General features: G+C 59.0%; 23 protein-coding genes. 12 read left to right on the top strand and 11 right to left on the bottom strand.

Going from position 1 to position 23,803, the window contains the following annotated elements; genetic code table 11:
• Window positions 1-111: 111 nt before the first annotated feature.
• Window positions 112-1,815: an ankyrin repeat domain-containing protein gene (locus ACYVI2_RS00885; RefSeq protein WP_415818174.1), complete on the top strand. Its 1,704-nt coding sequence runs from the start codon at window positions 112-114 to the stop codon at window positions 1,813-1,815.
• 161 nt (window positions 1,816-1,976) lie between these two features.
• Here the strand turns inward: ACYVI2_RS00885 and ACYVI2_RS00880 are convergent, their stop codons facing one another.
• From ACYVI2_RS00880 to ACYVI2_RS00860, 5 genes are all read right to left on the bottom strand, one after another.
• Window positions 1,977-3,197 carry an ABC transporter substrate-binding protein gene (locus ACYVI2_RS00880; RefSeq protein ID WP_415818176.1) on the bottom strand — a complete coding sequence of 407 codons (1,221 nt, stop codon included), beginning with the start codon at window positions 3,195-3,197 and terminating at the stop codon, window positions 1,977-1,979.
• Window positions 3,198-3,448: 251 nt separating this feature from the next.
• Entirely contained in the window at window positions 3,449-5,059 is a 1,611-nt protein-coding gene (locus ACYVI2_RS00875) for a GMC family oxidoreductase (RefSeq protein ID WP_415818178.1), read from the bottom strand.
• Window positions 5,060-5,076: 17 nt separating this feature from the next.
• Window positions 5,077-6,081 (bottom strand): ABC transporter substrate-binding protein, encoded by a 1,005-nt coding sequence (locus ACYVI2_RS00870; protein ID WP_415818180.1) that lies wholly within the window; start codon window positions 6,079-6,081, stop codon window positions 5,077-5,079.
• Between the two features lie 86 nt (window positions 6,082-6,167).
• A complete protein-coding gene (locus ACYVI2_RS00865; RefSeq protein ID WP_460490248.1) occupies window positions 6,168-6,983 on the bottom strand; it encodes an ABC transporter ATP-binding protein in 816 nt (271 codons plus the stop codon).
• Window positions 6,980-7,747, bottom strand: coding sequence for an ABC transporter permease (locus ACYVI2_RS00860; RefSeq protein ID WP_415818182.1), 768 nt, complete (start codon window positions 7,745-7,747; stop codon window positions 6,980-6,982). The genes ACYVI2_RS00865 and ACYVI2_RS00860 overlap by 4 nt, the downstream gene beginning before the upstream one ends.
• Window positions 7,748-7,847: 100 nt before the next feature.
• On the opposite strand from ACYVI2_RS00860, the gene ACYVI2_RS00855 reads away from it, so the two are divergent.
• The 5 genes from ACYVI2_RS00855 to ACYVI2_RS00835 all read left to right on the top strand — a co-directional run bounded on the left by ACYVI2_RS00855 (window position 7,848) and on the right by ACYVI2_RS00835 (window position 11,240).
• Window positions 7,848-8,573, top strand: a complete 726-nt coding sequence (locus tag ACYVI2_RS00855; protein ID WP_094838431.1) for a GntR family transcriptional regulator — start codon at window positions 7,848-7,850, stop codon at window positions 8,571-8,573.
• 13 nt (window positions 8,574-8,586) lie between these two features.
• Window positions 8,587-9,732 carry a mandelate racemase/muconate lactonizing enzyme family protein gene (locus ACYVI2_RS00850; protein WP_415818184.1) on the top strand — a complete coding sequence of 382 codons (1,146 nt, stop codon included), beginning with the start codon at window positions 8,587-8,589 and terminating at the stop codon, window positions 9,730-9,732.
• 282 nt (window positions 9,733-10,014) lie between these two features.
• On the top strand, window positions 10,015-10,512 hold the full coding sequence (locus ACYVI2_RS00845) for a YjjA family protein (RefSeq protein ID WP_415818186.1): 498 nt from the start codon (window positions 10,015-10,017) through the stop codon (window positions 10,510-10,512).
• A gap of 186 nt (window positions 10,513-10,698) precedes the next feature.
• Complete coding sequence (locus ACYVI2_RS00840; protein ID WP_415818188.1) at window positions 10,699-10,917, top strand: antitoxin MazE family protein; 219 nt, start codon at window positions 10,699-10,701, stop codon at window positions 10,915-10,917.
• Window positions 10,918-10,931: 14 nt separating this feature from the next.
• A complete protein-coding gene (locus ACYVI2_RS00835) occupies window positions 10,932-11,240 on the top strand; it encodes a type II toxin-antitoxin system PemK/MazF family toxin (RefSeq protein WP_460490247.1) in 309 nt (102 codons plus the stop codon).
• Between the two features lie 48 nt (window positions 11,241-11,288).
• On the opposite strand, the gene ACYVI2_RS00830 is transcribed toward ACYVI2_RS00835, so the two are convergent.
• The 6 genes from ACYVI2_RS00830 to ACYVI2_RS00805 form a co-directional block, all read right to left on the bottom strand.
• On the bottom strand, window positions 11,289-11,621 hold the full coding sequence (locus tag ACYVI2_RS00830) for a YegP family protein (RefSeq protein ID WP_415818217.1): 333 nt from the start codon (window positions 11,619-11,621) through the stop codon (window positions 11,289-11,291).
• 152 nt (window positions 11,622-11,773) lie between these two features.
• Window positions 11,774-12,967, bottom strand: a complete 1,194-nt coding sequence (locus tag ACYVI2_RS00825) for an MFS transporter (RefSeq protein ID WP_415818190.1) — start codon at window positions 12,965-12,967, stop codon at window positions 11,774-11,776.
• 188 nt (window positions 12,968-13,155) lie between these two features.
• A complete protein-coding gene (locus ACYVI2_RS00820; protein ID WP_415818192.1) occupies window positions 13,156-15,033 on the bottom strand; it encodes an ABC transporter ATP-binding protein in 1,878 nt (625 codons plus the stop codon).
• Between the two features lie 424 nt (window positions 15,034-15,457).
• A complete protein-coding gene (locus ACYVI2_RS00815; protein WP_094820811.1) occupies window positions 15,458-16,012 on the bottom strand; it encodes a helix-turn-helix domain-containing protein in 555 nt (184 codons plus the stop codon).
• Between the two features lie 12 nt (window positions 16,013-16,024).
• On the bottom strand, window positions 16,025-16,807 hold the full coding sequence (locus ACYVI2_RS00810; protein WP_415818194.1) for an aldolase: 783 nt from the start codon (window positions 16,805-16,807) through the stop codon (window positions 16,025-16,027).
• Between the two features lie 127 nt (window positions 16,808-16,934).
• Window positions 16,935-17,903 (bottom strand): Bug family tripartite tricarboxylate transporter substrate binding protein, encoded by a 969-nt coding sequence (locus ACYVI2_RS00805; protein ID WP_415818196.1) that lies wholly within the window; start codon window positions 17,901-17,903, stop codon window positions 16,935-16,937.
• Between the two features lie 232 nt (window positions 17,904-18,135).
• Between ACYVI2_RS00805 and ACYVI2_RS00800 the strand changes: the two genes are divergently transcribed.
• The 6 genes from ACYVI2_RS00800 to ACYVI2_RS00775 all read left to right on the top strand — a co-directional run bounded on the left by ACYVI2_RS00800 (window position 18,136) and on the right by ACYVI2_RS00775 (window position 23,683).
• Window positions 18,136-19,035 carry an NAD(P)-dependent oxidoreductase gene (locus ACYVI2_RS00800; protein ID WP_415818198.1) on the top strand — a complete coding sequence of 300 codons (900 nt, stop codon included), beginning with the start codon at window positions 18,136-18,138 and terminating at the stop codon, window positions 19,033-19,035.
• A gap of 115 nt (window positions 19,036-19,150) precedes the next feature.
• The gene (locus ACYVI2_RS00795) at window positions 19,151-19,552 is read left to right on the top strand and encodes a carboxymuconolactone decarboxylase family protein (protein ID WP_094820814.1); all 402 of its coding nucleotides are present in this window, start codon (window positions 19,151-19,153) and stop codon (window positions 19,550-19,552) included.
• Window positions 19,553-19,717: 165 nt separating this feature from the next.
• On the top strand, window positions 19,718-20,698 hold the full coding sequence (locus ACYVI2_RS00790; protein WP_415818200.1) for a Bug family tripartite tricarboxylate transporter substrate binding protein: 981 nt from the start codon (window positions 19,718-19,720) through the stop codon (window positions 20,696-20,698).
• 681 nt (window positions 20,699-21,379) lie between these two features.
• A complete protein-coding gene (locus ACYVI2_RS00785) occupies window positions 21,380-22,069 on the top strand; it encodes a GntR family transcriptional regulator (protein ID WP_415822056.1) in 690 nt (229 codons plus the stop codon).
• A 108-nt stretch (window positions 22,070-22,177) separates the two neighbouring features.
• Window positions 22,178-22,681 (top strand): sigma-70 family RNA polymerase sigma factor, encoded by a 504-nt coding sequence (locus tag ACYVI2_RS00780; protein WP_415822055.1) that lies wholly within the window; start codon window positions 22,178-22,180, stop codon window positions 22,679-22,681.
• A 27-nt stretch (window positions 22,682-22,708) separates the two neighbouring features.
• Window positions 22,709-23,683: a FecR family protein gene (locus ACYVI2_RS00775; RefSeq protein WP_415822054.1), complete on the top strand. Its 975-nt coding sequence runs from the start codon at window positions 22,709-22,711 to the stop codon at window positions 23,681-23,683.
• Window positions 23,684-23,803 lie beyond the last annotated feature (120 nt).

Raw genomic sequence — 23,803 nt, 5'->3', positions numbered from 1 at the left:
TCGATCTATATAAAAATTGGATTAAAGGCTGGCGCAAGCCCGGGAAAAGGAGGCGTTCCGCGCAGGAACTATTTGTCGTGCCGTGGTTACTTCACATGGCCGGCTGGTGATATGCCGACGGTACGTTTCCTTAATTCGCACAATGCGATTTCTTATACGAGTGAGCTTTCCATGGACTTGAATCCACCAACTTCAGCGGGCGCGCAGCCATCCGCATTGGGCACTAAGCCGCTGGCCGCCTATAGCGACAGCGAGGTCAGGGCCGAGTTCTTCGACGCGCTCGAAGACGGGAATATCAACCTCTGCCTCGAACTGTATGCCCATCCCGCTATTCATGGTGAGATTCGAAATGGTCAAGGGGAGACCATGCTTCACGTTGCCATACGGTCGGGCCATACGATGATCGCGAGGCGATTAACGCAGGAGTGTGACGGCGCTGTCGATTATCTCGACGCTATCGATGATCATGGATATACGCCATTAATGCTCGCGGTCCGGCTCGGTCAGCTCGAGCTGGTCGACGCACTGCTCGAGGCCGGTGCCAGCGCTGACGTGCCATTGACTGAGCAACGCGCCGCACTCGTCGATGAGGCCTCGGGCAAAAACTCGTCCATTGTTCCGTCTGCATTGCACTTGGCGGTGCATTTCCGCGCGTATGCAGAGAATTCTGATGATGTCCAGAAGGGCAAGGACATGATAGCCTCATTGACCAGGGCGCGTGCCGACTGCGCCGATGCGTTGATGAGGTCCATATCGATGGGAACGATAAAGGCCACACGAATCCTGATAAATGAACTGAAGGCCGATCCTTCGCGTGCGTTCTATCATGCTGCGATGGCAAAGCTGCCGAAGACTGCATACGCGTTGCAGTTCCTCGGCGCGGACGGCATCGCGGATCTGGCCGCTGCGGCGCAGCGCGGTGATGAGCGTAGTATCGGAGCCCTGCTGGGCCCCGTGTTGGCACGGAACATCGCCACTGCGGTTAACACCGTTGCGGCCACGGGAGATATCGCGGCCGTGCAATCGATACTGCTCGATAGGGGCATTTACTCGTATGCAGTCAGGCAAGCCATAAAAGCCGGGAAACCTGAAATTGTAAAAGTACTGATCGAGGCAGCAGTGACCTCTCCGTACGAGGGCCTGAACGACGCTGGAGAAGCAGACGCTGCGAAAGGTCATACTTTGTTTGATCCGATCGAAGACGACAACCCGCCTGATACCGATAAGTATGAGGAACTAGTTGAACACACGGTCAGCGGAAACCTCGAAGCGCTCACAGAGTTGAGCCGTGCACGCATATATGACGCTGATGCGTTGACCTATTTCGCCGAGACGGGCAACGCGGACAAAGGGAAAGTATTGCTGAACGTGCACAGGGGGGAGACCATTGGCTTGACGGCACTGGCGCAAGCGATCGTAGATAACAAACTCGACTCGGCAAAAGCGTTGATTTCCGTTGGTGCGAATGGGGAAAAACTGTTGATGCAGACGATCAACGGATCAAATGTGTGGATTGCGATGCCATTAATCGACCTGGGCGTCGATCTGTCGGCAGCGCTAATGTACGCGGTAGAATCCAAGAGCCAACGGGCGGTGGATGTGTTGTGCCTGCTCGGCGCCGAGTTCCCCGATGCGCTGCTATGCGCGGCAAAGCGTGAGAATACCGCGGTGGCAAAAACACTAATCGCCACCGGGAGCGTCAACGTTGCAGACATCGTAGAGCTCGTAGAGCTCGCGCGGAACAGCGGTGATGAGCGCGCGGCCAATTTCTTGCTGAGCCTGAACAACCCCATCGGCAAGCTTAGCAAGGCATAATCTGTCCGCAAACCAAGGCGCCCGAGGTCGGTGTGCTGCCGGGCCCTGGCGCCGAGGTCTTAGCATTAGTATTGGCCGACACCATTGTGAGAGGCACTGTCGAGCGGCTATCGAACAATCAATAGCCCCGCGACAATCTGCTTATCGGAAAGTCCGCCTATTTATTTCTTGGCATCGGCCGCGACCAAGGGGCATTCGCTCTTTGATAATGGGCGATACGCTTCGTCCCCTGGGATCGTGTCCAGGATTTTCAGGAGGTCCCAGTCGCTTTTGGACTCGCCCGGCGTTTTGGCCTGCGCCAAATACATGTCATAGACCATGCGGCCGTCCGCGCGAATTTTGCCGTTCTTGGCGTAGAAGTCATTAATCGGCGTTTCTTTCATTTTCGCAGACACGGCATCGGCATCGTCCGATCCGACGGCCTGGACGGCGTTCAGATAATGCAGCGTGGCTGAGTACGCGCCGGCTTGCACCATGGACGGCATGGACTTTTGCCGTTCAAAGTAGCGTTGCGACCATTTACGGGTTTCATCGTTGCGATCCCAGTAGAACCCCGTCGTGAATTGCAGCCCCTGTGCGGCTTGCAAACCCATTCCCTTGATGTCGTGCAGGAACACCAGCAATGTGGCGAGCGCCTGCCCGCCTTGCGTGATGCCGAACTCGGACGCTTGGCGTACGGAGTTCTGGGTATCGGTGCCCGCGTTGGCCAAGCCAATGACCTTGGCACGGGACGCCTGCGCCTGCAACAAGTAAGACGAGAAATCGGGGCTCGAAAGCGGTGCGCGTATTTGACCGAGAACCTTGCCGCCGTTTTCTTCGATGACCGCTTTGGTGTCGCGCTCCAGAGAATGACCGAATGCATAGTCGGCAGTGATGAAAAACCATGTATTGCCGCCAGCACGAGTGACGGCGCGGCCCGTGCCATGTGCCAGGGCGTACGTGTCATACACATAATGCACGCCATAGGGCGAGCATGATTTTCCTGTCAGATTGGAGGTGGCCGATCCGGCGAAGATGGTGACTCGTTTTTTTTCTTGTCCCAGGGCCTGCAGTGCCAGCGCCGATGCGGAGTCCGTCGATTCGATGATGGCGCTGACATTTTCTCTGTCATACCATTCGCGTGCTCTTGTCGCGGTGATATCGACCTTGTTCTGATAGTCGGCCGACAAGACTTCTATCGGACGGCCCAGGACTTTGCCCCCAAAATCTTCCACGGCCATTTTTACTGCGGTCACCATCCCCGGCCCGCCATGAGCCGAATAGACACCGGTCATGTCGACAATGGCTCCCAGGCGGAATGGCTGGTTATCTTGAGAATGGGCGGTCAGTGCAAACAGCATGCTGCCCGTCAGCGATACCAGGCGCAAGACGTTTTTCCTCATTGTGCTCCTCCTTATATTGGCATTCTTTTTGGTCTGGACCGAGTGCCGCTGCGCGTACTCGATGGTTGACCGACTCGTTACGGGATTCGTCCCTGGGAGGAGTCAAGCAACTTCTATGCCAATTTACATACGCGGAGGAGAGCCAGGAAAAGGCCGTTCAAACAGTGTGCATAGTGTCTTATGTTTGGACACTTGCCAAAAATACGGGACACTCCTGAGTACAGGTCAGGGGCGTGGGGGTGGACAGGGCTTCACTGATGTGCAGCAGAGCTGCGGACCAGTTGGGCGCCTTTTTCCCCGATCAGGATCGCGGCCGCATTGGTATTGGCCGACACCATGGCCGGCATCACCGATGCGTCAATGACGCGCAGCCTGTCCACGCCTTGCACCCGCAGCGCCGGATCGACGACGGCCTGTGTGTCGCTGCCCATACGGCAGGTCCCCGAGACGTGGAATACCGTCCCCCCGCGTTCGCGCGCGAACTGTGCCAGGTCCTGCTCTTTTTTTAATCCGCTGCCAGGCATGTACTCCTCGCCGGTGGCGAATTGGCGGAAAGCGGGTTGGTGATAGATGTCGCGCAGCATGCGCAGCCCTGCGATCAGGACTTTGATGTCGTGCGGTTCGGTCAGATAGTTGGATACGATGCGCGGGGGATCGAAGGGATCGGCCGAACGGATTTCGACCGTACCGCGAGAATCGGGCCGGCATTGGGTAGCAGATGCGGAAAAACCGGAAAACCCATGCAAGGGGTCGCCGGGCTTGTCTACCGATAGCGGCATGACATTGAACAGAATATCGGCCCGGCTATCGCGCGCATGCTCGGTACGCACCATGCCACCGACCTGTCCGGCGCCGACAGTCAGAGGGCCTGCTTTGTTGAACAGCCACTTCGCGCCCATGTTCGCGAGCTTGAACGGATTGCGCACGTCGTCATTGAGCGAGAGTTTGTCCTTGACCTTGACGATGACGCGCGCCTGGTAGTGATCCTGCAAATTGCAGCCGACTTCCGGTGCATCGACCTGGACGGGGATCTGATGCTTTTGCAACAAGCGGGCAGGGCCGACGCCGGAGAGTTGCAGCAGATGTGGCGATTGCAGCGCACCCGCGGCCACGATCACTTCGCCCGCTGCATGAGCACGCATGACTTGTCCGTGGTGCAGCCAGGTGACGCCGTGGCAGATGCCCCGTTCTATCAGTAATCGGGTGACATGGGCATCGGTCAATACCGTGAGGTTGCGACGTGCCCGCACCGGCCGTAAAAAGGCCGTGGCCGCACTGTCGCGCCAGTGCCCTCGCAGTGTCAGTTGGTAGCTGCCCAGGCCGCTATCCTGTGCGCCATTAAAGTCGGGACTGCCAGGCAGGCCTGCTTCGGCGCCCGCGCGCAACCAGGCCGCGCAGAGCGGGTGATCATTACGCAGGTCCGAGACATGCAGCTCGCCCTGATCGCCGTGATACTCGCTCGCGCCGCCCGCATAGCACTCGGATTGCTTGAAAATGGGCAAGACATCCCGATAGCTCCAACCCGTCGCGCCCAGTCGCGCCCAGTCATCATAGTCCGCGTGTTGGCCGCGGATATAAATCAGCCCGTTGATCGAACTGGACCCGCCCAGCACGCGGCCACGTGGCCAGACGATGGCGCGATTGCCCGTTTCGGGCTGGGGCTCAACGTCAAACTGCCACGAATAGCGAGGGTCATAGATCGAGCGGAAATATCCCACGGGCAGCTTCAACCAGAATCCCGTGTTTGCGCCGCCGGCCTCCAGCAGCAACACACGGCAGGCCGGGTCCGCGCTCAGGCGATTGGCCAGCACGCAGCCGGCGGAGCCGGCTCCCACAATGATGTAGTCATAGGTTTGGGACATGGCGCGTTGCGGCGAGGTTAGGCTTTCACGATGTCTAGGTAGGGCTTGGGATCGAAATAGGTGCTGGCGGGCACGGGGTTGGAGATATTGGCGGTCTTGACGAAAAAGTCCGTGACCTGCTGCAGCCATTTTGTGACGGTGCCATCGGCGTATTTTGCCCGCCATTCGCTGGAGGTGAAATACTTCGACGCCTTGAATTGATCCTTGAGATCGGCCAGGGGGACTTCGGGGTAGTGCTTTTTCTGCAGTGCCGCGATGGCCTCGTCGGTGTGAGATAGCAGGTGATCGTTGGCCTTGACCCAGCCTTTGATCAGGGATTGGATCAACTGCGGATTTTTTTCGTAGTAATCATTGCGCGCGGCCCAGCCGCCCACGATGGCGGCCTCGGGATAAAAGGCCGAGGCATCGACCAGCATGCGCGCGCCCTCGGCTTTTTGTTTGACGGTCACGTCAAACGGCACCCACAACGCCACGGCGGGCACAGCGCCCGAGATGAACGACGTGACGGCTTCGGTCATGCGTTGATTCACGATCTGCACGTCTTTGCCTTCTTGCAGATTGGCGCCTTGCAGTACCCGATTCAGGAAAACGTGTGCCGTGGTGCCGGCCGTGGTCGAGATTTTCTTGCCCTTGAGATCGGCGGCGCTCTTGATGCCGGAGTCGGCCCGTACCCAGAGTTGGGCGGTTGCATATTCCACGTTGTTCAGCAAAAAGACTTTGCCTTGGCCGCGCGCCGGGAAATTGGATACCACCGCGCCGGTGGACAGTACGTCGAGACTGCCGCCAATCATGGCCTGGAATAGTTCAAGCCCGGTGGTGAACTTGATCATCTGCAAATCCAGGCCTTGCTCGGCAAACGCTCGGGTTTCCAGGCCCGTCCAGATTTGACCATCTACGGCAGGGGTATGCAGGTAGCCCACGCGCACGGTCTGCGCGGCACGAGCCAACATTGGCATGCCTATACCCGACATGGCGGCCGCAAGGGCGCCGGTTTTCAATAAGGTTCTGCGCTGCGGATTCATGTGGAGGCTCCTTTTAGCAGGCGAAACGACGAAATAACAGGTTAGGGAAAACGACAGCAGTGAGGCACGTGAGACTCGCGCCAGCATTATTCAGATAGACGCACCGCCTGGCTAGCCTGCCGGGCGTATTCCTCCATGACCAGGCTGCGGATATGCGAACGCAGCTCCCCAAAGCGCGGGTCTTCGTGCAGATTCTCCGCGCGCGGATAGGCAAACGGCACGTCGATCACCGTGCGTATCCGCGCCGGCCTCGCCGTGACCACCACAATGCGCGATGACAGGTAGATGGCTTCTTCGACCGAGTGCGTGATCAGCATGACAGTCTTGTTTTCGGCCAGCAGCACTTGCAGCAATAAATCCTGCATCGCGCTGCGCGTCTGCGCGTCCAGCGCACCGAAAGGCTCGTCCATCAGCAAAAATTGCGGCTTGACGGCATAGGCGCGCGCCAGCGCCAGGCGCTGGCGCATGCCGCCAGATAAATGCTTGGGATGATGGTTTGCAAAATCGGCGAGCCCCATCAGCGTCATGTAGCGCTGGCAGATCTCGTCGCGTTCGGCGCGACTGACTTGATTGGCGCGCAGCGTCAGGCCGAAGGCGATGTTCTCTTTCACGGTCAGCCAGGGAAAGACGCCATACTCCTGGAAAATCACACCCCGGTCCGGTCCGGGGCCGGTAATAGGCGTTCCGTCCAGTTGTACTGTGCCCTGGGTAGGCTGCAAAAAGCCCGCCACCATATTCATCATGGTCGTCTTGCCGCAGCCCGATGGGCCGATAATCGAGACGAACTCGCCTTGGTGGATGTCGAGGTTGATACCGTCGAGCACCCGCATTGGCCCATGTGCCGTCGGATAGTCCACCGACACATCGGAAAATCGCAGTCGTACAGGCGTGTTCGATGTCATGCGATGCGCTCCTGCCATGCCACCAGACGGCGCGCCAGCGCGCGCAGAATCAGATCCATGATCAGCGCGATGACGCCGATGCAGATGATGCCGACGTAAATGATATCGAGCTGAAAGAACGACGACGCATCCTGAATCAAGGCGCCCAGTCCCTGCTGCGCAGCAATCAGTTCCGAGGCGACCAGCGTGGCCCAGGCGACACCTAACGCTACGCGCAATGCCGTCAACATATGGGGGATGGTCAGGGGAACGATGACCTTGCGAAAAATCTCACCATCGCTCGCGCCCAGGGTGCGCGATACACGCACGAATATGGGATTGATCTGCGCAATGCCTTCGTACATGACGATGACGCCGGCAAAGAATGACGCATAAAACAGGATCGCGATCTTTGCCGACTCGCCTATCCCAAAATACACAATCACCAGCGGAATCAACGCAATCGGCGGCAGCGCACGGAAAAAGTTGATGACCGGATCGACAAAACTGCGTATCGATTGATACCAACCCAGGACAAAGCCGACAGGCACGGCCAGCACAATTCCCAATACGACCCCGACCAATACCCGCTGGGTCGACATCAGGATGTCGTGAGGCAGCCGGGTTTGCATCAGTTCCAGGAATTTCGCCAGGACCTCGTGTGGGCTGGGGACCAGGGCAGGGCTGACCAGGCCGCTGGCTCGCACCGCATACCACGCCAATACGATGAGCAGCCAAGGGGCGGCAATCAACGCCACGCGTTGCACCACGGAACGATTGCGCAAGATGTCTCCTCCGTAAATAAAAGCGAAGGCGCTTGACCTTTTAAAGGTCAAATCGTACTGTAGACCATACGTTCAGCAAACAACATATGGCTATTTGTTTATGGCTATCAATTTTCACGACAGCCCTATTCCTCGCTATCTCCAACTGGCAGACCTGATGCGTCAGCGCATCGGCCGTGGTGTGTGGGAGCAGGGGCAAAAAGTCCCCTCGCTGGAGGAACTGGTCGCGGAGTTCGGAGTCGCACGGGTGACCGTCCGCCAGGCGGTAGATGTCCTGACTCGCGAGGGACTGGTCTCTCCCCAACAGGGGCGAGGGACCTTTGTGACGGGCCTGCCGCCCAATGACCGCTGGCTGCGGGTACAGACCACTTTGGCCGAACTGGCCAATATGTACCGGGATACCAAACCCAAGATCGTGACGATCGACGAGTCCATCCATCGTGCGCCGGTCACGCCGCAGGACGGCACGGCGGCCGAGCGCTATGTCTTTATGCGCCGCGTTCACGAACGCCAGGACCAGCCGTATTGCGTGATCAATATCTATCTGGCCGAGGATGTCTTTCGCCAGCACCCTGAGCGCTTTCGCAATGAAACGGTGATCCCTTTGCTGGTCTCCATGCCCAGCATCACGATTGCGCAGGCGCGACAGGCGTTGACCATCGGGACTGCCGATACCGAGGTCGCCCAGCATTTGCAGGTGGCGGTGAATACGCCCATTGCCGAGGTTCGCCGCGTCTTTGTGGATGCGGACGGGCGCGTGATTTATCTGAGCGAGGTCTCCTACCGGGGGGATTTCATCCACGTTGAAATGAACTTGATTCCCTGATTGTTCCAGAGCCATGACGAATAACGACCGCAGTGTCCATCCCGCCAAACTCAGCGTGCACGTGCTGCGCTACCCCTTGGAAAGCCCCGTGCGTACCTCGTTCGGTACGATGTATAGCCGTCCTGCCGTCTTTGTGCGTATAGAGGATCGTGACGGCGCGCATGGCTGGGGCGAGGTCTGGTGCAATTTCCCGTCGTGCGGGGCCGAGCATCGGGCATTGCTGGTCGAGACGGTATTGCAGCCTTTGCTGCTGGATCGCGAATACCAAGATCCCGCCGCCGCCTTTGCACATCTGACGGCAGCAACGGAAGTCCTGGCCCTGCAGTCCGGCGAACCGGGGCCCATGGCGCAGGCCATCGCAGGCATTGATCTGGCGCTGTGGGATTTATGTGCTCGCCGTGCTGGTCAGCCGTTGTGGGCTTTTCTGGGAGGCACGCATGATCAAGTCCAGGTCTACGCGAGCGGCATCAATCCCGATGATCCGGCCAGCATGGTGCGAAAAAAGTACGCTGAGGGTTATCGCGCCTTCAAGCTAAAACTCGGCTTCGGCCAGGAGCGCGATCTAAAGAACCTGCGAGATGCCCGCGATGTGATCGGCATGGATATGCCGTTGATGACGGATGCCAATCAAGGCTGGGACGCGCCGACAGCCGCCACCATGATGGCGGCGATGGCCGAATTCAATCTTGCCTGGTTAGAAGAGCCGCTGCGCGCGGATCGGCCATTCGAAGAGTGGCAAGCGTTGTCTCGCCACAGCGCGATTCCCCTGGCCGCGGGCGAGAACTATCTGGGTCTGCCGATGTTTCAGGCAGGCATCGGTGCGGGGTTCTTGCAAGTCGTTCAGCCCGACCTGGCTAAATGGGGCGGTATTTCGGGGTGTTTGCCCGTCATTCAGGCGGTGCGGGCCGCGGGCCTGCGTTATTGTCCGCATTACTTGGGGGCGGGCATCGGCCTGATGGCATCGGCCCATCTGCTGGCGGCTGTCGATGGTATTCACCACGGCGGCTTGCTGGAAATCGACGCGAACGACAATCCGCTGCGTACGCTGCTCAGCGAACCGTTGCTAAAACTGGATAACGGATTCGCCCATTTAGGCCAGGCCCCCGGCATAGGTGTCGAACCCGATTTGCAGGCGTTGCAAACCCGCTGTGCGAGATAGCTTTGCACGGTTGGCGCAGCGATTGTTTACGGGATCGCGGGCTGTGTGCCATTGGCGCGCAGCGCGGCATGAGCCCGGTATGTCGTACTCGTGACAATCCGGTTCGAGGTGTTACCACGCTGGCGTGCCGATGATAGTTCTCGTGGGAGAGAGCCTCATGGTGCAAGCTCCTCGATCGTCAAATTTTGTCGCACTCGCGTTGCCGTCTTTGCGTTGTTTGTCTTGTTGCTTGCTGCACGTGCCCGCTAGGATGACTGTGGTTTTATCAGCCTGGAGCACCGAATGAAACTGAATCATCGATATCTCATCAGCGCTGCGGCCCTCATCGCCGCACCGTTTTTTGCGACCGGCGCGCATGCGCAATTGATGGACGCTGTCAAAGGTCAACTGGGCGGCGACGCTGCACAGACCGGGTCTTCGACTGGCGGCGCGACGCAAGGTCTGGGCAGTGCTCTAGGCGGCGATAGCAGTTCGGCGTTGTCGGCTCTGGGCGGCTCGGCGGGTTCCGGCACGGCGGGCAATGCTGCAGGCGTGCTCGAGTTTTGCATCAAGAATAATTACCTGAGCGGCGGTGACGCGTCGTCGGTGAAAGATAAATTGGTCGGAAAGTTGGGTGGCTCAGAAAAGGCCTCGTCCGACGAGGGCTACACCAAGGGCGCCTCTGGCGTATTGACGGGTAGCGATGGCAAATCCCTGGATTTGAGTGGCGGCGGGATGAAAGAAGAAATCACCCGCAAAGCGTGCGATCAAGTCCTGGAGCACGGCAAATCGTTCTTGTAAGCGATCGACGCCCGAGCAGACCGAGGCTTTTGCGGTAACTACGAATAGCCGCCATTCTTCTCAACCAGCACAATCATAGGTTGCAGAAAAGGAATGGAAATGGACTTGGGAACATTTGCGTCAGCCGCTGTTGCATGTAACGGCTTTAAGGGCTACCATGTTGCATGTAACAGGGAGCATGTCGACATGGCTGACGTTAATTCACGCGTACAAAAGCACCGCGCCGCGCTGCGGATGGCTGGATTGCGTCCAGTGCAGATCTGGGTGCCGGACACACGGCGCCCAGGGTTTGCCGACGAGTGCCGCCGTCAGTCTCGGCTAGCCGCGCTGGCAGATCAGACCGACACTGTGCTGCAACATCTCATGGACGAGGCGCTGGGCGAGATCGAGGGTTGGACGGAATAATGCGCGGCGATTTCGTGAGTGTCGCGATGCAGGGCGATTTTGGAAAACCACGGCCGGCTTTGGTCATCCAGGCGGATCAGTTTGACGAGCACTCGTCAGTGGCGGTATTGCCCGTGACGAGCACACTGGTTGCCGCGCCTCTGCTGCGCATCACCATCCCACCGAGCCCTGAAAACGGTCTGCAGAAACCTTCTCAAATCATGGTTGATAAGTCGATAACCGTGAAACGCGACAAAATAGGACCCGCCTTTGGGCGGATTCATGCCGATGCGTTGCTGGAGGTAGAGCGTTGTCTGGCGGTGTTTCTGGGCATTGCCAAGTGATCCTCGGTACGCCTGTATATCGACGTACCGGGTAGCGGCTCGAGGGTATCAACTGTTATCGCGGATATCCGCCGTCGCGCCATTTTGCCTGACGGACTCGATACCGCCATCGCGCGCGGCCTCGGACGCATACATCTGACTGTTGCCGATGACCTGATTATTAGCGGCCCGCAACGAGAAATAGAATTTGCCATTCGATGATGTCGCCGATTTGTACCGGGCGCTGTCACCGCTATTCTTTTGTACCGAGGCGATGCCGTTCGAGGCCGAGGCCTTGGTCTCGTACATCTCACTGGTCAGGATGATTTCCCCATTTCCGGCTTTCAGGGAAAAGTGGAATTGTCCGTTGCTTGCTTTTTTTAGTTCAAACCAACCTGCCATGATGTGACTCCTTGGGTTGAAAGCGATGAGCGAAACGATACGTGCCGGGGGGGATCCCCCGCAGCGCTTCCCGATCATAGGGGAACGCAACGGGTTTTGCCTAGGCTCGGATCGCTGTTTTTGCGAGATTCGAGCCCTGGTTTTGCATTGCTTTACGTTGCCTGCTGCAGCGTGTTGCGTTGCCGATCCATTGAGACCGAAATCAACCAGAGTAAAAATCCGCCCAGAGCGAGCAGGGCGCCGACCCAGCCTGGTGCGTGCCAGCCGTAGCCCTGGGACAATGCCAGTCCGCCCAGCAGCGGCCCCAGCGCGTTGGCAGTATTGAAGGCCGAGTGGTTCAGCGCAGCGGCCAGGCCTTGGGCGTGTTCTGCCACATCCATCAGGCGTGTTTGCAATACCGTACCCAGTGCACCGCCGACACCGACCAGGAAGACGGCAGGCGTAATCGTCCAGATGCTGTCGATGCTGAACGTAAACAGCACCAGCGAGACCGCGCTGAATACCAACAACCCGCCCGCGGTCGGCATCAACGCACGATCGGCAAATTTGGGAATGATCAGATTGCCCGCGGTCATGCCGATGCCAAATACCCCCAATACCAATGGGACGGCATCGGGCGAGACGTGAGTCACCTCCAGCAGAATGTCGGCCAAATAGGTATAGACCGCAAACAAGCCGCCAAAGCCGATTGCGCCTATGCCGAGTGTCATCCAGACCTGAGCATGGCGTAACGCGCTCAATTCGCGCAGCGGGCTGGCCTTGGGGTCGGCGGGCGTGGCTGGCGCAAACAAGGCAACGAGCAATACGGTGAGCAGGCCGGTCGCGGCTACCAAGGCAAATCCCCAACGCCAGCCTACGACGTGTCCTAGCCAGTTGGCCATGGGAACACCAATGATGGTGGCTACCGTCAGACCCAAAAACATGCGGCCAACTGCTTGGGTACGGCGGTTCTCCGGCACCAGTGACACGGCGACCAGTGAGGCAATGCCAAAGTAGGCGCCATGCGGCAAGCCGCTCAGAAAGCGCAGCACCATCATCCATTCATAGGTAGGGGCAAAGGCGCATAGCCCGTTGAACAGCGCGAAACTGCCCATCAACAACAGCAGCAGTGCACGTCGAGGCAGCCGGGCCGCCGCCACGGTGATCAACGGTGCGCCGACCACTACCCCCAGCGCATACGCGCTGATGACGTGGCCCGCCGTCGGTGCATCAATACCGAGCGCGGGCGCAAAATACGGCAGCAGGCTCATGGTGGCGAATTCGGTGGTGCCAATGGCAAATGCGCCGATAGCGAGCGCAAACAGCACCAGGCCGGGCGAACGCGGCCCGGAAACAGAGGAGGTCATGGAGTGAATCTTGGGAAATGAAAAGGCGGAGGGGCGCCATGGCCCGCGGCCGAAAAACGCTTAATTGTAGCGCCCCTCATATGACAGCAATACAACGTCCTAGTGGGGACGATATAACGAGGACGATATAACGAGCAGAACTGAGCGGCAGTAGGGCGGGGCGTGGCCCCGCTTGCGCCGAAAAATTTTCAGCTTTCGGTCAGTATGGCATCGTCCTCCGTGTCCAATGCCCTGAGCGGGCGGCGTTGCTGCGCGCCATCGGGCAAGGTCAGGCCTTTGGTCAATTCCAGGGCTTGGCGCTCGAGCAAACGGCGATACAGGCCGCCTTCGCGTCGCATCAGGGCGTGATGATTGCCTTCCTCGACGATGCGGCCTTTATCCATGACCAGCAAACGGTCCATGGTACGTATCGTAGACAACCTGTGTGCAACCACCAGCGTCGTGCGCCCGGCCATCAGGCGTTCCATGGCTTGCTGGATCAAGGCTTCGCTCTCGCTGTCCAGGCTCGATGTCGCTTCGTCCAGTATCAGGATAGGCGCATTGGCCAGAAACGCGCGCGCAAGGGCCACTCGTTGGCGTTCTCCGCCAGAGAGTTTGACACCACGCTCACCCACCATGGTTTCATAGCCCTTTGGCAATGCCATGATGAAATCATGGGCACTGGCCTGGCGGGCGGCCTGTTCGATTTCCACACGCGTGGCGTCCGGCCGGGCATAGGCAATGTTTTCAGCCAGCGTGCGGTGAAACAGCACAGGCTCCTGCTGTACGATGGCGATCTGGCTGCGCAACGAGGCCTGCTGTACCTCAGCAATATCCTGGCCGTCGATGGCGATGCGGCCGCTGTTGATGTCATAGAGACGTTGGATCAGCTTGATGAACGTCGTCTTGCCAGAGCCTGAATGGCCTACCAGGCCCACGCGTTCGCCGGGCTTGATGCGCACCGAGAAATCGTCGTATAGCGCGACAGGATGTGCGCCATATCGGAACGTGACGTTTTCAAAACGGATCTCACCCGCCTGGATCGCAATAGGATGCGCATCGGGTTTGTCGCTCACGCCTAGCGGCTGTGCGTGCAGCGAGACGAGCTCTTCCATATCGTTGACCGAACGCTGCAGGTTACGAATGTGCATGCCGATATCGCGCAGATAGCCCTGCAGGATAAAGAACATCGTCAATGCAAAGGTGATGTCACCGACGCTGGCTTGTCCTTTGGCCCAGAGCAGCAGGGCAGAGCCCAGAATGGCGGCTTGCATGGCTGCGAGCATGAGGCCCTGTACGCCACCGTTGAGCGTGCCGCGCACCCAGCCCCGCCGGGTACGGTGGCGCCATTTGCCTAGGATGCGCTCCAGTCGGATCTCTTCGCGCGACTCCGCGCCAAAGGCTTTCACGACCGCATTGCAGGTCACGGCATCGGCCAAGGCGCCGCCCAGCCGCGTATCCCAGGCATTGCCCAGGCGTGCGGCGGGCGCGACAAAACCCAATGACAAGGCGGCCGTCACCGAGATGTACACCAGTGATCCCACGCCCACCACCAGCCCCATGATGGGCCATTGCACACCCAGCAGAATGGTCGCGCCCACCAGCATGCCTATCGATGGCAATAACGCTATCAACAAGGTGTCGTTGAGCAAGTCCAGCGCCCACATTCCGCGCGTGATCTTGCGCACCGTCGAGCCGGCGAAGCTATTGGCATGCCAATCCGTAGACAGTCGCTGTACACGATGAAATGCGCGCGAGGCAACCGCGGTCATCATGTTCAGCGTGAGCTTGATGATGTTGAAGTACACCAGTTGCAGAAAGATCGTGCTGCCTAGCGCCAACGCGGCCAACGCCCAGAATGCGGTCGTTGCCATATCCCAGGCGCCAGGGCCGCTGGAGATGCCCGCCGCCACTGCGTCGACCAGCCGTCCGGCAAACATGGGCGTCAACACATCCGCTGTGGCCGAGAGCAGCACCAATAGAATGATCAGCAGAACGCGCCAGGGCTGCTCGCGCCAATGCCGGAACGTAAAACCTAAAACGTCCTTAAACGCTTGTCCGCGAAAATCGATTTTTCTTCGAGCCATTTTTTATTGCCCGGTATCGTGAGGAATGCCGGGGCTTTCAACAAAAGCAATAGAAAGACACATTGCCGCGCGTCCGTAGAGGCGGATAGGCCGAGCAAAATGTCTGGAATGGGCGATAGGCTGCCGCAAGTGCGCAGAACGCGTACTTACAAGCGAAAAGAGCTTGGCGGGCGGCCCAGCGCCAGCGACGACTTAAAGGTGTCGCGGGTCCACGCTGGGGATAGCATTGCGAACGATGGACATCAGACGCCTCCCTGGTGGTGAGTGAAATGGTGGAAGAGGGGGTACAACAAGATGGGCGGCAAACACCCAAGGACAAATGATATCAGCCAAGGCTTGACAATGGCAATTCATTCAGTCCTGTTTCTGTGGTGGATGCAACACTGCCTCGCCGTGCCGGCGGGTCAGCAGCGCAGCGCTGGCATCAGCGAGCTGCGACGACCAGCACTTCGGCGATTTCCCGGCTGACGGTACGCATGCGATGGGGGAGTTCCGAGTCGAAATATACCGAGTCGCCGCAATCCAGCCGGAACTGCCGTTCGCCGACGTGGACCTCGACCGAGCCTTTCAGGACCAGCATGAATTCCTCGCCTGGGTGCGGGAATACGGCTTTATCTGCGGGAAACTTGCGCGGCGGGCGCACGACAAAGGGCTCCATCGTGCGGATCTTGCGCCGGCCGGCCATGGATTGGTAGTGGTAGCCGACATGGGTGCCATCGCGCACCAGAGGCTCCCGGTCTGCCACGCGCACGATGCTGGTGGTTTCTTCTTGTGCATCCATGTCTGCGCCGACCAGCTGCGACACACCGATATCGTAGGCCTGCGCCAGGCGGAGCACCGTGGAAATGGAGGGCTCGCTCAGGCCGCGCTCCAGTTTGGACAGGTAGCTCTTTGTCAGGCCCGTACGCTGGGCGAGTTGCTCCAGCGAGAGGTCTTGTTGGCGGCGCAGGGCGCGAAGTCGGTGTGGCAGGTCTTGCATAGGCAATTCGGATCAGGTCAGCACGTCAGTATGGGTGCGCAGGGCTCGACGTGCATAATACGCGAAGCCGATCTGTGACCGTTTTGGCGTCAAGATCCAATCGTGGGCCTCCGCGCCGAGCTCCGGCGGGATGGGCCGGATCGTGCCGGCGCTCATGGCCAGCAATTGCATGCGGGCTGCGCGCTCGAATTGCAGTGACAGCACGCAGGCTTCTTCGATCGTCGTCGCTGCTACCAACATGCCGTGGTGCGAGAGCAGGATGGCGCGCTTGTCGCCCAGGGCTGCCGAGATGATTTCGCCTTCTTCGTTTCCAACGGGCACGCCAGGCCATTTTTCCAGAAACGCGACATCGCCATACAGCGTGCAGTTGTCCATGTGCGAAACCTCGAGCGGGACCTCCAGCATCGACAGCGAGGCGACATGCAACGGATGCGTATGAATAATGCACTGCACGTCAGGCCGGGCGCGATAGATCCACGAATGAAAACGGTTAGCCGGGTTCGGCATGCCGTCGCCTTCTTGTACGTGCAGGTCTTCGTCGACCAGCAGTAGATTGCTGGCCGTGATTTCGTCAAAGCCCAGCCCCAGGCGCTGGGTGTAATAGCTGCCCGAGGTTTCTGCGCGCGCGGTGATTTGTCCGGCCAGCCCGGAATCATGGCCGCCGTCAAACAAGATGCGGCAGGTCAGCGCGAGACGTTCGCGCGGTGTCCACTGCGAGTCGGCGAATTGACGGCGCATTTCGGCCTGGGCTTTCTCGATCAGTTCTTGTTTGGACAGGTGCATGGTGTCTGCCATGGTGCTTCCTTTCGTGTGATGTTTTGCGTTGTGCGTTATGACTGATAGGTCGTGCTGCGCGATCGGCCATCCCTGATGCGCACGATGACGTGTGCCATGTCTCGGGACCTCAAGCGCGGTACGGCCATCAGTCCAATCGAATATGGGCCCGTTGGATGATGTCGGTCCATTTCGCTTTTTCGGCGGTGATGAACTGTTGATATTCCTCGTTGGTTCCTTTGTACATCTGCGTCCCCTGCGAGGCCAGGCGTTCACTCAGCGCAGGCGAGGACAGGGCCTTTTGCAGGGCTGTATTTAACGTAGCGGCAATCGGCGCCGGGGTGCCGGCCGGGACATACAGCCCATTCCAGGAACTGATTTGCAGTTGGGGAACATGCACGTCTGCGCTGGTAGGCACACCAGGGGCCGAGGGCAGGGGGCTGGGATTTGCCAGTACCAGCGCTCTGAGCTTGCCGGCCTGGACCTGCGGCATGATGACAGGGATAGCGTCCATGACGACGTCGACTTGGCCGCCCATCGCTGCGTTGACGGCTTCGATGCCGCTCTTGAACGGCACATGCGTAATGTCGACGCCGGACGTGAGTTTCAGCAGCTCCAGACCCAGGTGCGGTGAGCTGGCGTTGCCCGCGGAGCCGAAATTCAGCTGGCCGGGATGGGCCTTGGCATATGTCACAAACTGCGCAAAATCCTGAGCCTGGACGCTGGGATGAACGGCGAGCATAAACGGTGAGCTCGATACCATGCCGACCGGCAGAAAATCGCGATTCGGGTCATAGGAGATCTTGTCGCGCACGAGCGGATTCACGATCTGTGTGCCGACCGTACCCAGGAACAGGGTGTAGCCGTCCGGGGCGGACGTGGCCGCGAGTTGCGCGCCGATCACGCCGCCAGCGCCAGGGCGGTTTTCAATGATCACACTCTGTCCCAAGGCGTCTCCCAATTCCTTGCCCACCTGGCGCGCCACGATATCGGTGATGCCGCCCGCACCAAAAGGCACGATGAGCCGCACGGCACGCTCCGGATAGGGTTGCGCCGCGACGGTGCTGCAGCTGACCGCAAAAAAAAGGGCGGAGATAAGAAGCCTGGATATACGCATGATTTTTCCCTGATGCTGATTGTAGTTAAAAACGATTCCTTAATGACACGAAGTGTCCTATAGATTTATGTGTGTCATCAAGGCCCAATGCGTAGGGGATTTCCCGGAAGGGAGTGGGCAGGCTGGCCGCTTATGCCGATGCGCACGTCTCAGGGTTATTACTGATGTGCTCGTCTACGTCATTTCCGTAGGATTGACTTATTGTCATACAATCAGATAAAAGGAGACGGTCTTGGAAAACCAGGAAATTGGCTTTGTCGGGTTGGGGCGCATGGGTCTGCCCATGGCGCGGAATCTGCTGAAAGCCGGATATGCGGTGCATGCATTCGACGCCTCCGAGCAGGCTCGGGCCGCTGCGAAAGACAGCGGAGCTGTCTTGGCAGACAGTGTCAGGGCGCTGGCGGATCGAGTCGGGACGATATGTTTGAGCCTGCCGACACCGGCGATCGTGGAATCTGTCTTGCTGGAGTTACGGCAAGGCGCAAAGGTCCGCCGGGTGATCGATCTGTCGACGATAGGTATCAGGGCCGCGCGACGCGCCCAGGAGATCGTCAGTGAGCGCGGCATCGAGTGGATCGAAGCCCCGGTCAGCGGCGGTGTCACCGGCGCTGCGGCAGGGACGTTGACCTTGATGGTGTCGTGCGCTACGGGCGTTCGCCATCAGGTCGAGCCGATATTCCAGGCACTGGGCAAGGTGCTTTACGCCGGCGAGGCGGCGGGTCTGGCGCAAGCGGCGAAACTGGCCAACAACATGTTGTCGGCGGCGGCGTTGGTGGCCTCGTCCGAAGCGCTTTCCATGGCAACAAAGGCAGGCGTCGACCCGGCCGTCGCGCTGGAAATCATCAACGCCAGCAGCGGCCGTAATACGGCGACCACGCACAAGATCCCCAACGAGGTTCTGACCCGCCGTTTTCAAGTGGGATTTGCCAACAAGCTGTCCCACAAAGACGTGACGCTTTGCATTGAAGAGGCTGCGTCCATGGGCATTCCCATGCCTGTCAGCGTCGCGATACGCGAGATGCTGGCGATCACCACGGCGACCTTTGGCCAGGACGCCGATATTTCGGACGTCGCCCGTGTCATGGAGCAATGGGCCGGCATCACGATCCGCGGGCACGCAGATCCCCAGTAAATACCGGTGCGTTCGTGATTTTCACGATCTGCCGGGCTTGACGCCGCAGGCATTTCTTTCTGCGTGTCAGGCTGTTCCTTTTTGATTAACGCTTTTCTCACTGTCAAGGAAGACTATGAACAATGAACTGTACGAAAAAGGCCTGAAAGTCCGACGCGAAGTGCTGGGCGCCGAACACGTGGACAAGTCGATCGCCAATGCGACCGATTTCAATCGCATCGCTCAGGAAATCACGACGACGGCGTGCTGGGGATTGTGCTGGGCCAATGATGACCTGACGCGCCGTGAACGCAGTCTGGTAAATCTGGCCATGATCAGCGTGCTGAACCGTCCGCATGAGTTGTCGTTGCATGTCAAAGGTGCCTTGCGCAACGGCTTGAAAGAGTCGGAGATCCGCGGCGCGCTGACTCACGTGGCGATTTATGGCGGTATTCCGGCGGGGATGGATTCGTTCCGGATCGCCTCTGAAGCGATCAAGGAATATCGCGAAGCACAAGCCGCCGGGACCGAGAAATAGGCGTATCCGGCGTCTGAGGCCGGGGATGACAGCACAACAATAACTGAATTGGCCCCCTGCATAGACCAGCGCGATATGCAGCGTTGAACGGGGCCGTTCAGATCCGGCCGTTCATTTTTAATGCTGAACTGACATCCGCCTGAGACAAGGTGGAGGGAGACACTCATGCGTAAATTTCTTCGCCCCGTGCTGGCGACGACCCTGGTCGTCCTCGCGAGTGCGGCACACGCGGCGTATCCAGAGAAACCAATCACCATGGTGGTGCCTTATGCGCCAGGAGGCTCTACCGACGCGCTGGCCCGCATTGTCGCCGAGGCCATGGGCAAGGATCTCGGCACGACCGTTATCGTTGAGAACCTGGGCGGTGTCGGTGGCGTGCCAGGGGTACAAAAGTTCTTGCGCGCGGCCAACGATGGCTACACGATCATGTTCAGCAACATGGGTTCGTTTGCGATTGCGCCGACCCTGTATCGCAGCATGAAGTTCGATCCCAAAACGGAAATGGAGCCCATAGGCCTGGTTGCAGAGGTGCCGATGGTGCTATCGGTCAGTGCGGCCAGCGGCATCAAGAACCTGCCGGATTTGCTCAAACGATTGCGCGATCAGTCTAAGCCCAGCGTGAACCTGGGCAATGGCGGCCCGGGCAGCACGGCGCACATCGGGGCGGAATATTTTCTCTATCTGACGAAGACGAAAGCGCAGATGGTTCCGTATCGCGGCACTGGACCCGCCTTGGTCGATCTGATGGCCGGCACGGTCGACATGCTGATCGATCAGACCGTCGCCATGATTCCAGCCAGCAAAGGCGGGCGAGTGGTGCCTTTGGCGGTCGCCAGTCCCGAGCGTATTTCGCAAATGCCTGACACGCCGACGTTTGCCGAGGGCGGCGTGCCGGAGTTCGATATCGCGGTGTGGAACGCCTTGGCAGCTCCGAAAGATACGCCCAAGGATCGGGTGGACAAGCTCGTCAATGCCCTGAATTATGCGCTGGACGATCCAAAGGTAAAGGCCTCGTTGGATTCATCGGGAGCGTTGGCGCCGCAGGGCGAGCGGCGCGGCCCCGGCGAGATGGCGCGCTTGACGAGCAAAGACCTGGACCGCTTTGCTAAATTGATTCATGACGCGAATATTCCTATTAATCCCTAGGAATCGGATTTATTGGCTTGGGCAGCATGGACAAGCCGATGGTTTAGTGCTTGTTGCTTAAGCGCTGACTGGCGTTTTTTAATCGCTGTTGGTGTTGTGGGCGTTTGCTGCTGTTGATTGTCTCTCTGAAGGCGTCCCTGTCGCGTGCCTGGGCGTGGTGCCGGGCCTATCGCACGGACTCGGCCCGTGACCAGGGGCCTCGGTCCGCTGCGCGGACTAAATCCGTGCTCAACGGCCCGGCACCACGCCCAGGCACGCGACAGGGACTCATGATGAGGGAATGCAACGAGGGCTGATGGCCATCAGCTGTTTTTTGAAACCGGCTTTGGCAATGCGATGGGTTGAGCTAGCGCCATCCGGGTATCGTGAACGCAACTCAACAGCGTTGATGCAGCAAAGCGCATGACATCCGTAAATGGCAGCCATTGCGAGCAGGAGGTCGGCGTGTAAAAGCCCCGCCGGGCCGTTGAGCCGCGATTTAGCCCGCGAAGCGGGCCGAGGCCCCTGCTCATGGGCCGAGTCGCGGCGATAGGCCCGGCGGGGCTTTTACACGCCGACCTCCTGCGCCAAAAGAACTCCGCACTACGCATGCCACAGCCAACAACCACGGCAAAAAAAGCCCCCACGCCTCGACCGCAATGAACAACTCCACGCAAAAGAAATTCAAGCAATAATGAGGCCATGAGTATTCAATTTGAACGTGCCGAAGTCTCGCTGAAGAAACAGGTCATCGATAGCATGCGTAACGCTATTATCGATGGCACGTTTCTGCCAGGCCAGAAACTGGTTGAACGCGAGTTGTGCGAGCTATTCGATGTCAGCCGTTCTCTGATGCGCGAGGCCTTGCAGAAGCTGGAAGCCGAAGCGCTGATCACCATCGTGCCGCATCGCGGGCCTGCCGTGGCAGAGATCACGCTGGCAGAGGCCAAGTCCATTTATGCGGTGCGCCAGGCGCTGGAGGCATTGGCTGGCGCAGGTTGCGCGCAGCATGCGTCGGAGCAGGACATCGCTGCTCTGGAGGTCAGTTTGCAGCGTGTGGCCGCCTGTCAGGGAAATGTAGATCAGAAAGCCCTGGTTCAGGCCAAAAATGAGTTTTATCGTGTGTTGCTCAAGGCTTGTGGCAATCCGATTGTTCAGGAAATGCTGACAGGATTGAATAACCGCATTAATTCGCTGCGCCGGTTTTCCATGAGCCAGCCTGGGCGGCTGGACCATACCGTCAAAGAGCTGCAGGAAATCATCGCCGCTATTCGCAGCCATGATGCCGACCTGGCATCGAAGCTGTGTGCCGAGCATGTCGGCAAAGCGGCGGTGATTGCGCTGCGCGTGATGGCTGAACAGAAGCAACAGGTTTCGTCGGCACAAACCTAGTGGTATTGAGGTGACGTAGCGAGTGGCATCGCCATTGTCATCGTGCGGGCTGCATTTGTTAATGCAAATAAAAAACATTATCATGTTCGATCTTATCGATCCTCTGTCATGTCAGCCCGCCGATCTCGCCCGCAAGGTTTTCTCGCCTATTACGAAGAGCTGCTCGCGGTCTGGACCCGGAAATTGGGGTGCCGGGAGGCGGCGCGGGATTTGACGCATGACGCTTTGGTAAAGTGCCTGGAGACAGGCTCTGCAGACGTGGCCCAGCCACGGGCGTATTTGCACCAGGCAGCTCGCAACGCCGCCGTCGATGCGTTTCGACGCGATCGCGCCAAGGAATGGGTGCCGCTTGATACCATAGCGACCTATGCCGATCCATTACATGACCCAGTCTCTCAGGCCCGCGCCAGCCAACTCGGCCATGCCCTGGAGGCCGCGCTCCAGGAGTTGCCGCTCAAGTGCCGCCAGGTATTCGTCTGGCAGCGCGTGGAGGGCTTGACGCAGGCCGAGATTGCTCAACGCCTGGGTTTAAGCAAAAACATGATCGAGAAATACATGATTCGTACTGCCTTGCATTTGCGAGAGCGATTGGGGGCCTATGCGCCGGATTGAGTGTCCGCTCGTGATAGAGGTTTTGCTGTGAGCGCTGCCGTCGGGTCTGATCCCATTCGTGCCCAGGCGGCCCAATGGTTTGCGCGCGCCCATTCCGGCGAGTGGGACGATACGGCGCGGGCCGAGCGGGATGCGTGGCTGGCGGCCGATCCGCGTCATGCTTATGAGTATCGCGTCTTGGAATCCATTTGGCAGGTGGCGGCTGACATACCTGAGGAGCGCCTGCAAGCGTTGGCCACGGCGCGGCCACGCCGTTCGGGCGTGAATCGGCGTCAGGCTGCCGCGGCGTTCTGTACGGGCGCACTTGTGCTCGGACTGGCGATCTGGCATTGGCCGAGCCGTGTGATTGAGATGGAATATCGCACCGCTTTAGGCGAGCGGCAAAACGTGACCTTGTCAGACGGCTCTGTGGTGGAGTTGAACAGCGGCAGCCATATTCAGGTGCGATTTGATGAGACCGCGCGGCGTGTGAAGTTGCTGGCTGGCCAGGCGTTGTTCTCGGTGGAAAAGGACGCCAAGCATCCATTTCTGGTTGATGCAGGCATTGGCACGGCATTGGTTACGGGGACGCGGTTCGATGTGCGCCGCGATACTGATCAGTTGTCAGTGGTGGTCGAGTCCGGTTCGGTCAATGTGGCCGGGCGCGATGATACCGAGCCTGTCGCCGTGGTGGCGGGTAGCGCTGTTCGCATAGGCGCCAATGGCCGTGCCGGGGCCCCGCAGCACGTGGACGTGGCGGCGGAATTGTCGTGGCGCAAAGGGCAGATCGTGTTTCGCGGGACAGACTTGGCCAGTGCGGCGCGCGAGGTATCGCGTTATCGTCAGCAGCCCGTCGTCCTGGCCGCGCAGCCGTCATTGGGAAAACTGCAGGTCAGCGGCGTTTTCCGGACGGATGATACGGACGCGTTCCTCGCTGCCTTGCCGCATTTTCTGCCTGTGCAGGTACGTCAACTGGCCGACGGCCGTCGGGAAATCGTTGCTGCCACCGCTGTTACAAAATAACCGGCCCGGCGATTCAGGTTTTTTTCTGGAATTTCGTCTTCTCCCTGATTGAGCTAGGCGGCGTGGTTGCCGTCGTCAAATAGTATTGGAGTCGACAAGGTGAAGCGAAGGAAATCGGGG

This window comes from Bordetella tumbae (assembly GCF_054780995.1).
Note: the sequence above shows the minus strand (reverse complement) of the source record. Positions and strands in the feature narration are given on the sequence as shown.

Bases quoted from the DNA above. Each gene is read 5' to 3' on its own strand.
- ACYVI2_RS00820 (WP_415818192.1), bottom strand. From the start codon at position 15,033: ATGGCTCGAAGAAAAATCGATTTTCGCGGACAAGCGTTTAAGGACGTT.
- ACYVI2_RS00880 (WP_415818176.1), bottom strand. From the start codon at position 3,197: ATGAGGAAAAACGTCTTGCGCCTGGTATCGCTGACGGGCAGCATGCTG.
- ACYVI2_RS00790 (WP_415818200.1), top strand. From the start codon at position 19,718: ATGCGTAAATTTCTTCGCCCCGTGCTGGCGACGACCCTGGTCGTCCTC.
- ACYVI2_RS00830 (WP_415818217.1), bottom strand. From the start codon at position 11,621: ATGGCAGGTTGGTTTGAACTAAAAAAAGCAAGCAACGGACAATTCCAC.
- ACYVI2_RS00815 (WP_094820811.1), bottom strand. From the start codon at position 16,012: ATGCAAGACCTGCCACACCGACTTCGCGCCCTGCGCCGCCAACAAGAC.
- ACYVI2_RS00810 (WP_415818194.1), bottom strand. From the start codon at position 16,807: ATGGCAGACACCATGCACCTGTCCAAACAAGAACTGATCGAGAAAGCC.
- ACYVI2_RS00850 (WP_415818184.1), top strand. From the start codon at position 8,587: ATGACGAATAACGACCGCAGTGTCCATCCCGCCAAACTCAGCGTGCAC.
- ACYVI2_RS00875 (WP_415818178.1), bottom strand. From the start codon at position 5,059: ATGTCCCAAACCTATGACTACATCATTGTGGGAGCCGGCTCCGCCGGC.
- ACYVI2_RS00885 (WP_415818174.1), top strand. From the start codon at position 112: ATGCCGACGGTACGTTTCCTTAATTCGCACAATGCGATTTCTTATACG.
- ACYVI2_RS00840 (WP_415818188.1), top strand. From the start codon at position 10,699: ATGGCTGACGTTAATTCACGCGTACAAAAGCACCGCGCCGCGCTGCGG.
- ACYVI2_RS00870 (WP_415818180.1), bottom strand. From the start codon at position 6,081: ATGAATCCGCAGCGCAGAACCTTATTGAAAACCGGCGCCCTTGCGGCC.
- ACYVI2_RS00865 (WP_460490248.1), bottom strand. From the start codon at position 6,983: ATGACATCGAACACGCCTGTACGACTGCGATTTTCCGATGTGTCGGTG.
- ACYVI2_RS00780 (WP_415822055.1), top strand. From the start codon at position 22,178: ATGTCAGCCCGCCGATCTCGCCCGCAAGGTTTTCTCGCCTATTACGAA.
- ACYVI2_RS00845 (WP_415818186.1), top strand. From the start codon at position 10,015: ATGAAACTGAATCATCGATATCTCATCAGCGCTGCGGCCCTCATCGCC.
- ACYVI2_RS00855 (WP_094838431.1), top strand. From the start codon at position 7,848: ATGGCTATCAATTTTCACGACAGCCCTATTCCTCGCTATCTCCAACTG.
- ACYVI2_RS00825 (WP_415818190.1), bottom strand. From the start codon at position 12,967: ATGACCTCCTCTGTTTCCGGGCCGCGTTCGCCCGGCCTGGTGCTGTTT.
- ACYVI2_RS00785 (WP_415822056.1), top strand. From the start codon at position 21,380: ATGAGTATTCAATTTGAACGTGCCGAAGTCTCGCTGAAGAAACAGGTC.
- ACYVI2_RS00805 (WP_415818196.1), bottom strand. From the start codon at position 17,903: ATGCGTATATCCAGGCTTCTTATCTCCGCCCTTTTTTTTGCGGTCAGC.
- ACYVI2_RS00795 (WP_094820814.1), top strand. From the start codon at position 19,151: ATGAACAATGAACTGTACGAAAAAGGCCTGAAAGTCCGACGCGAAGTG.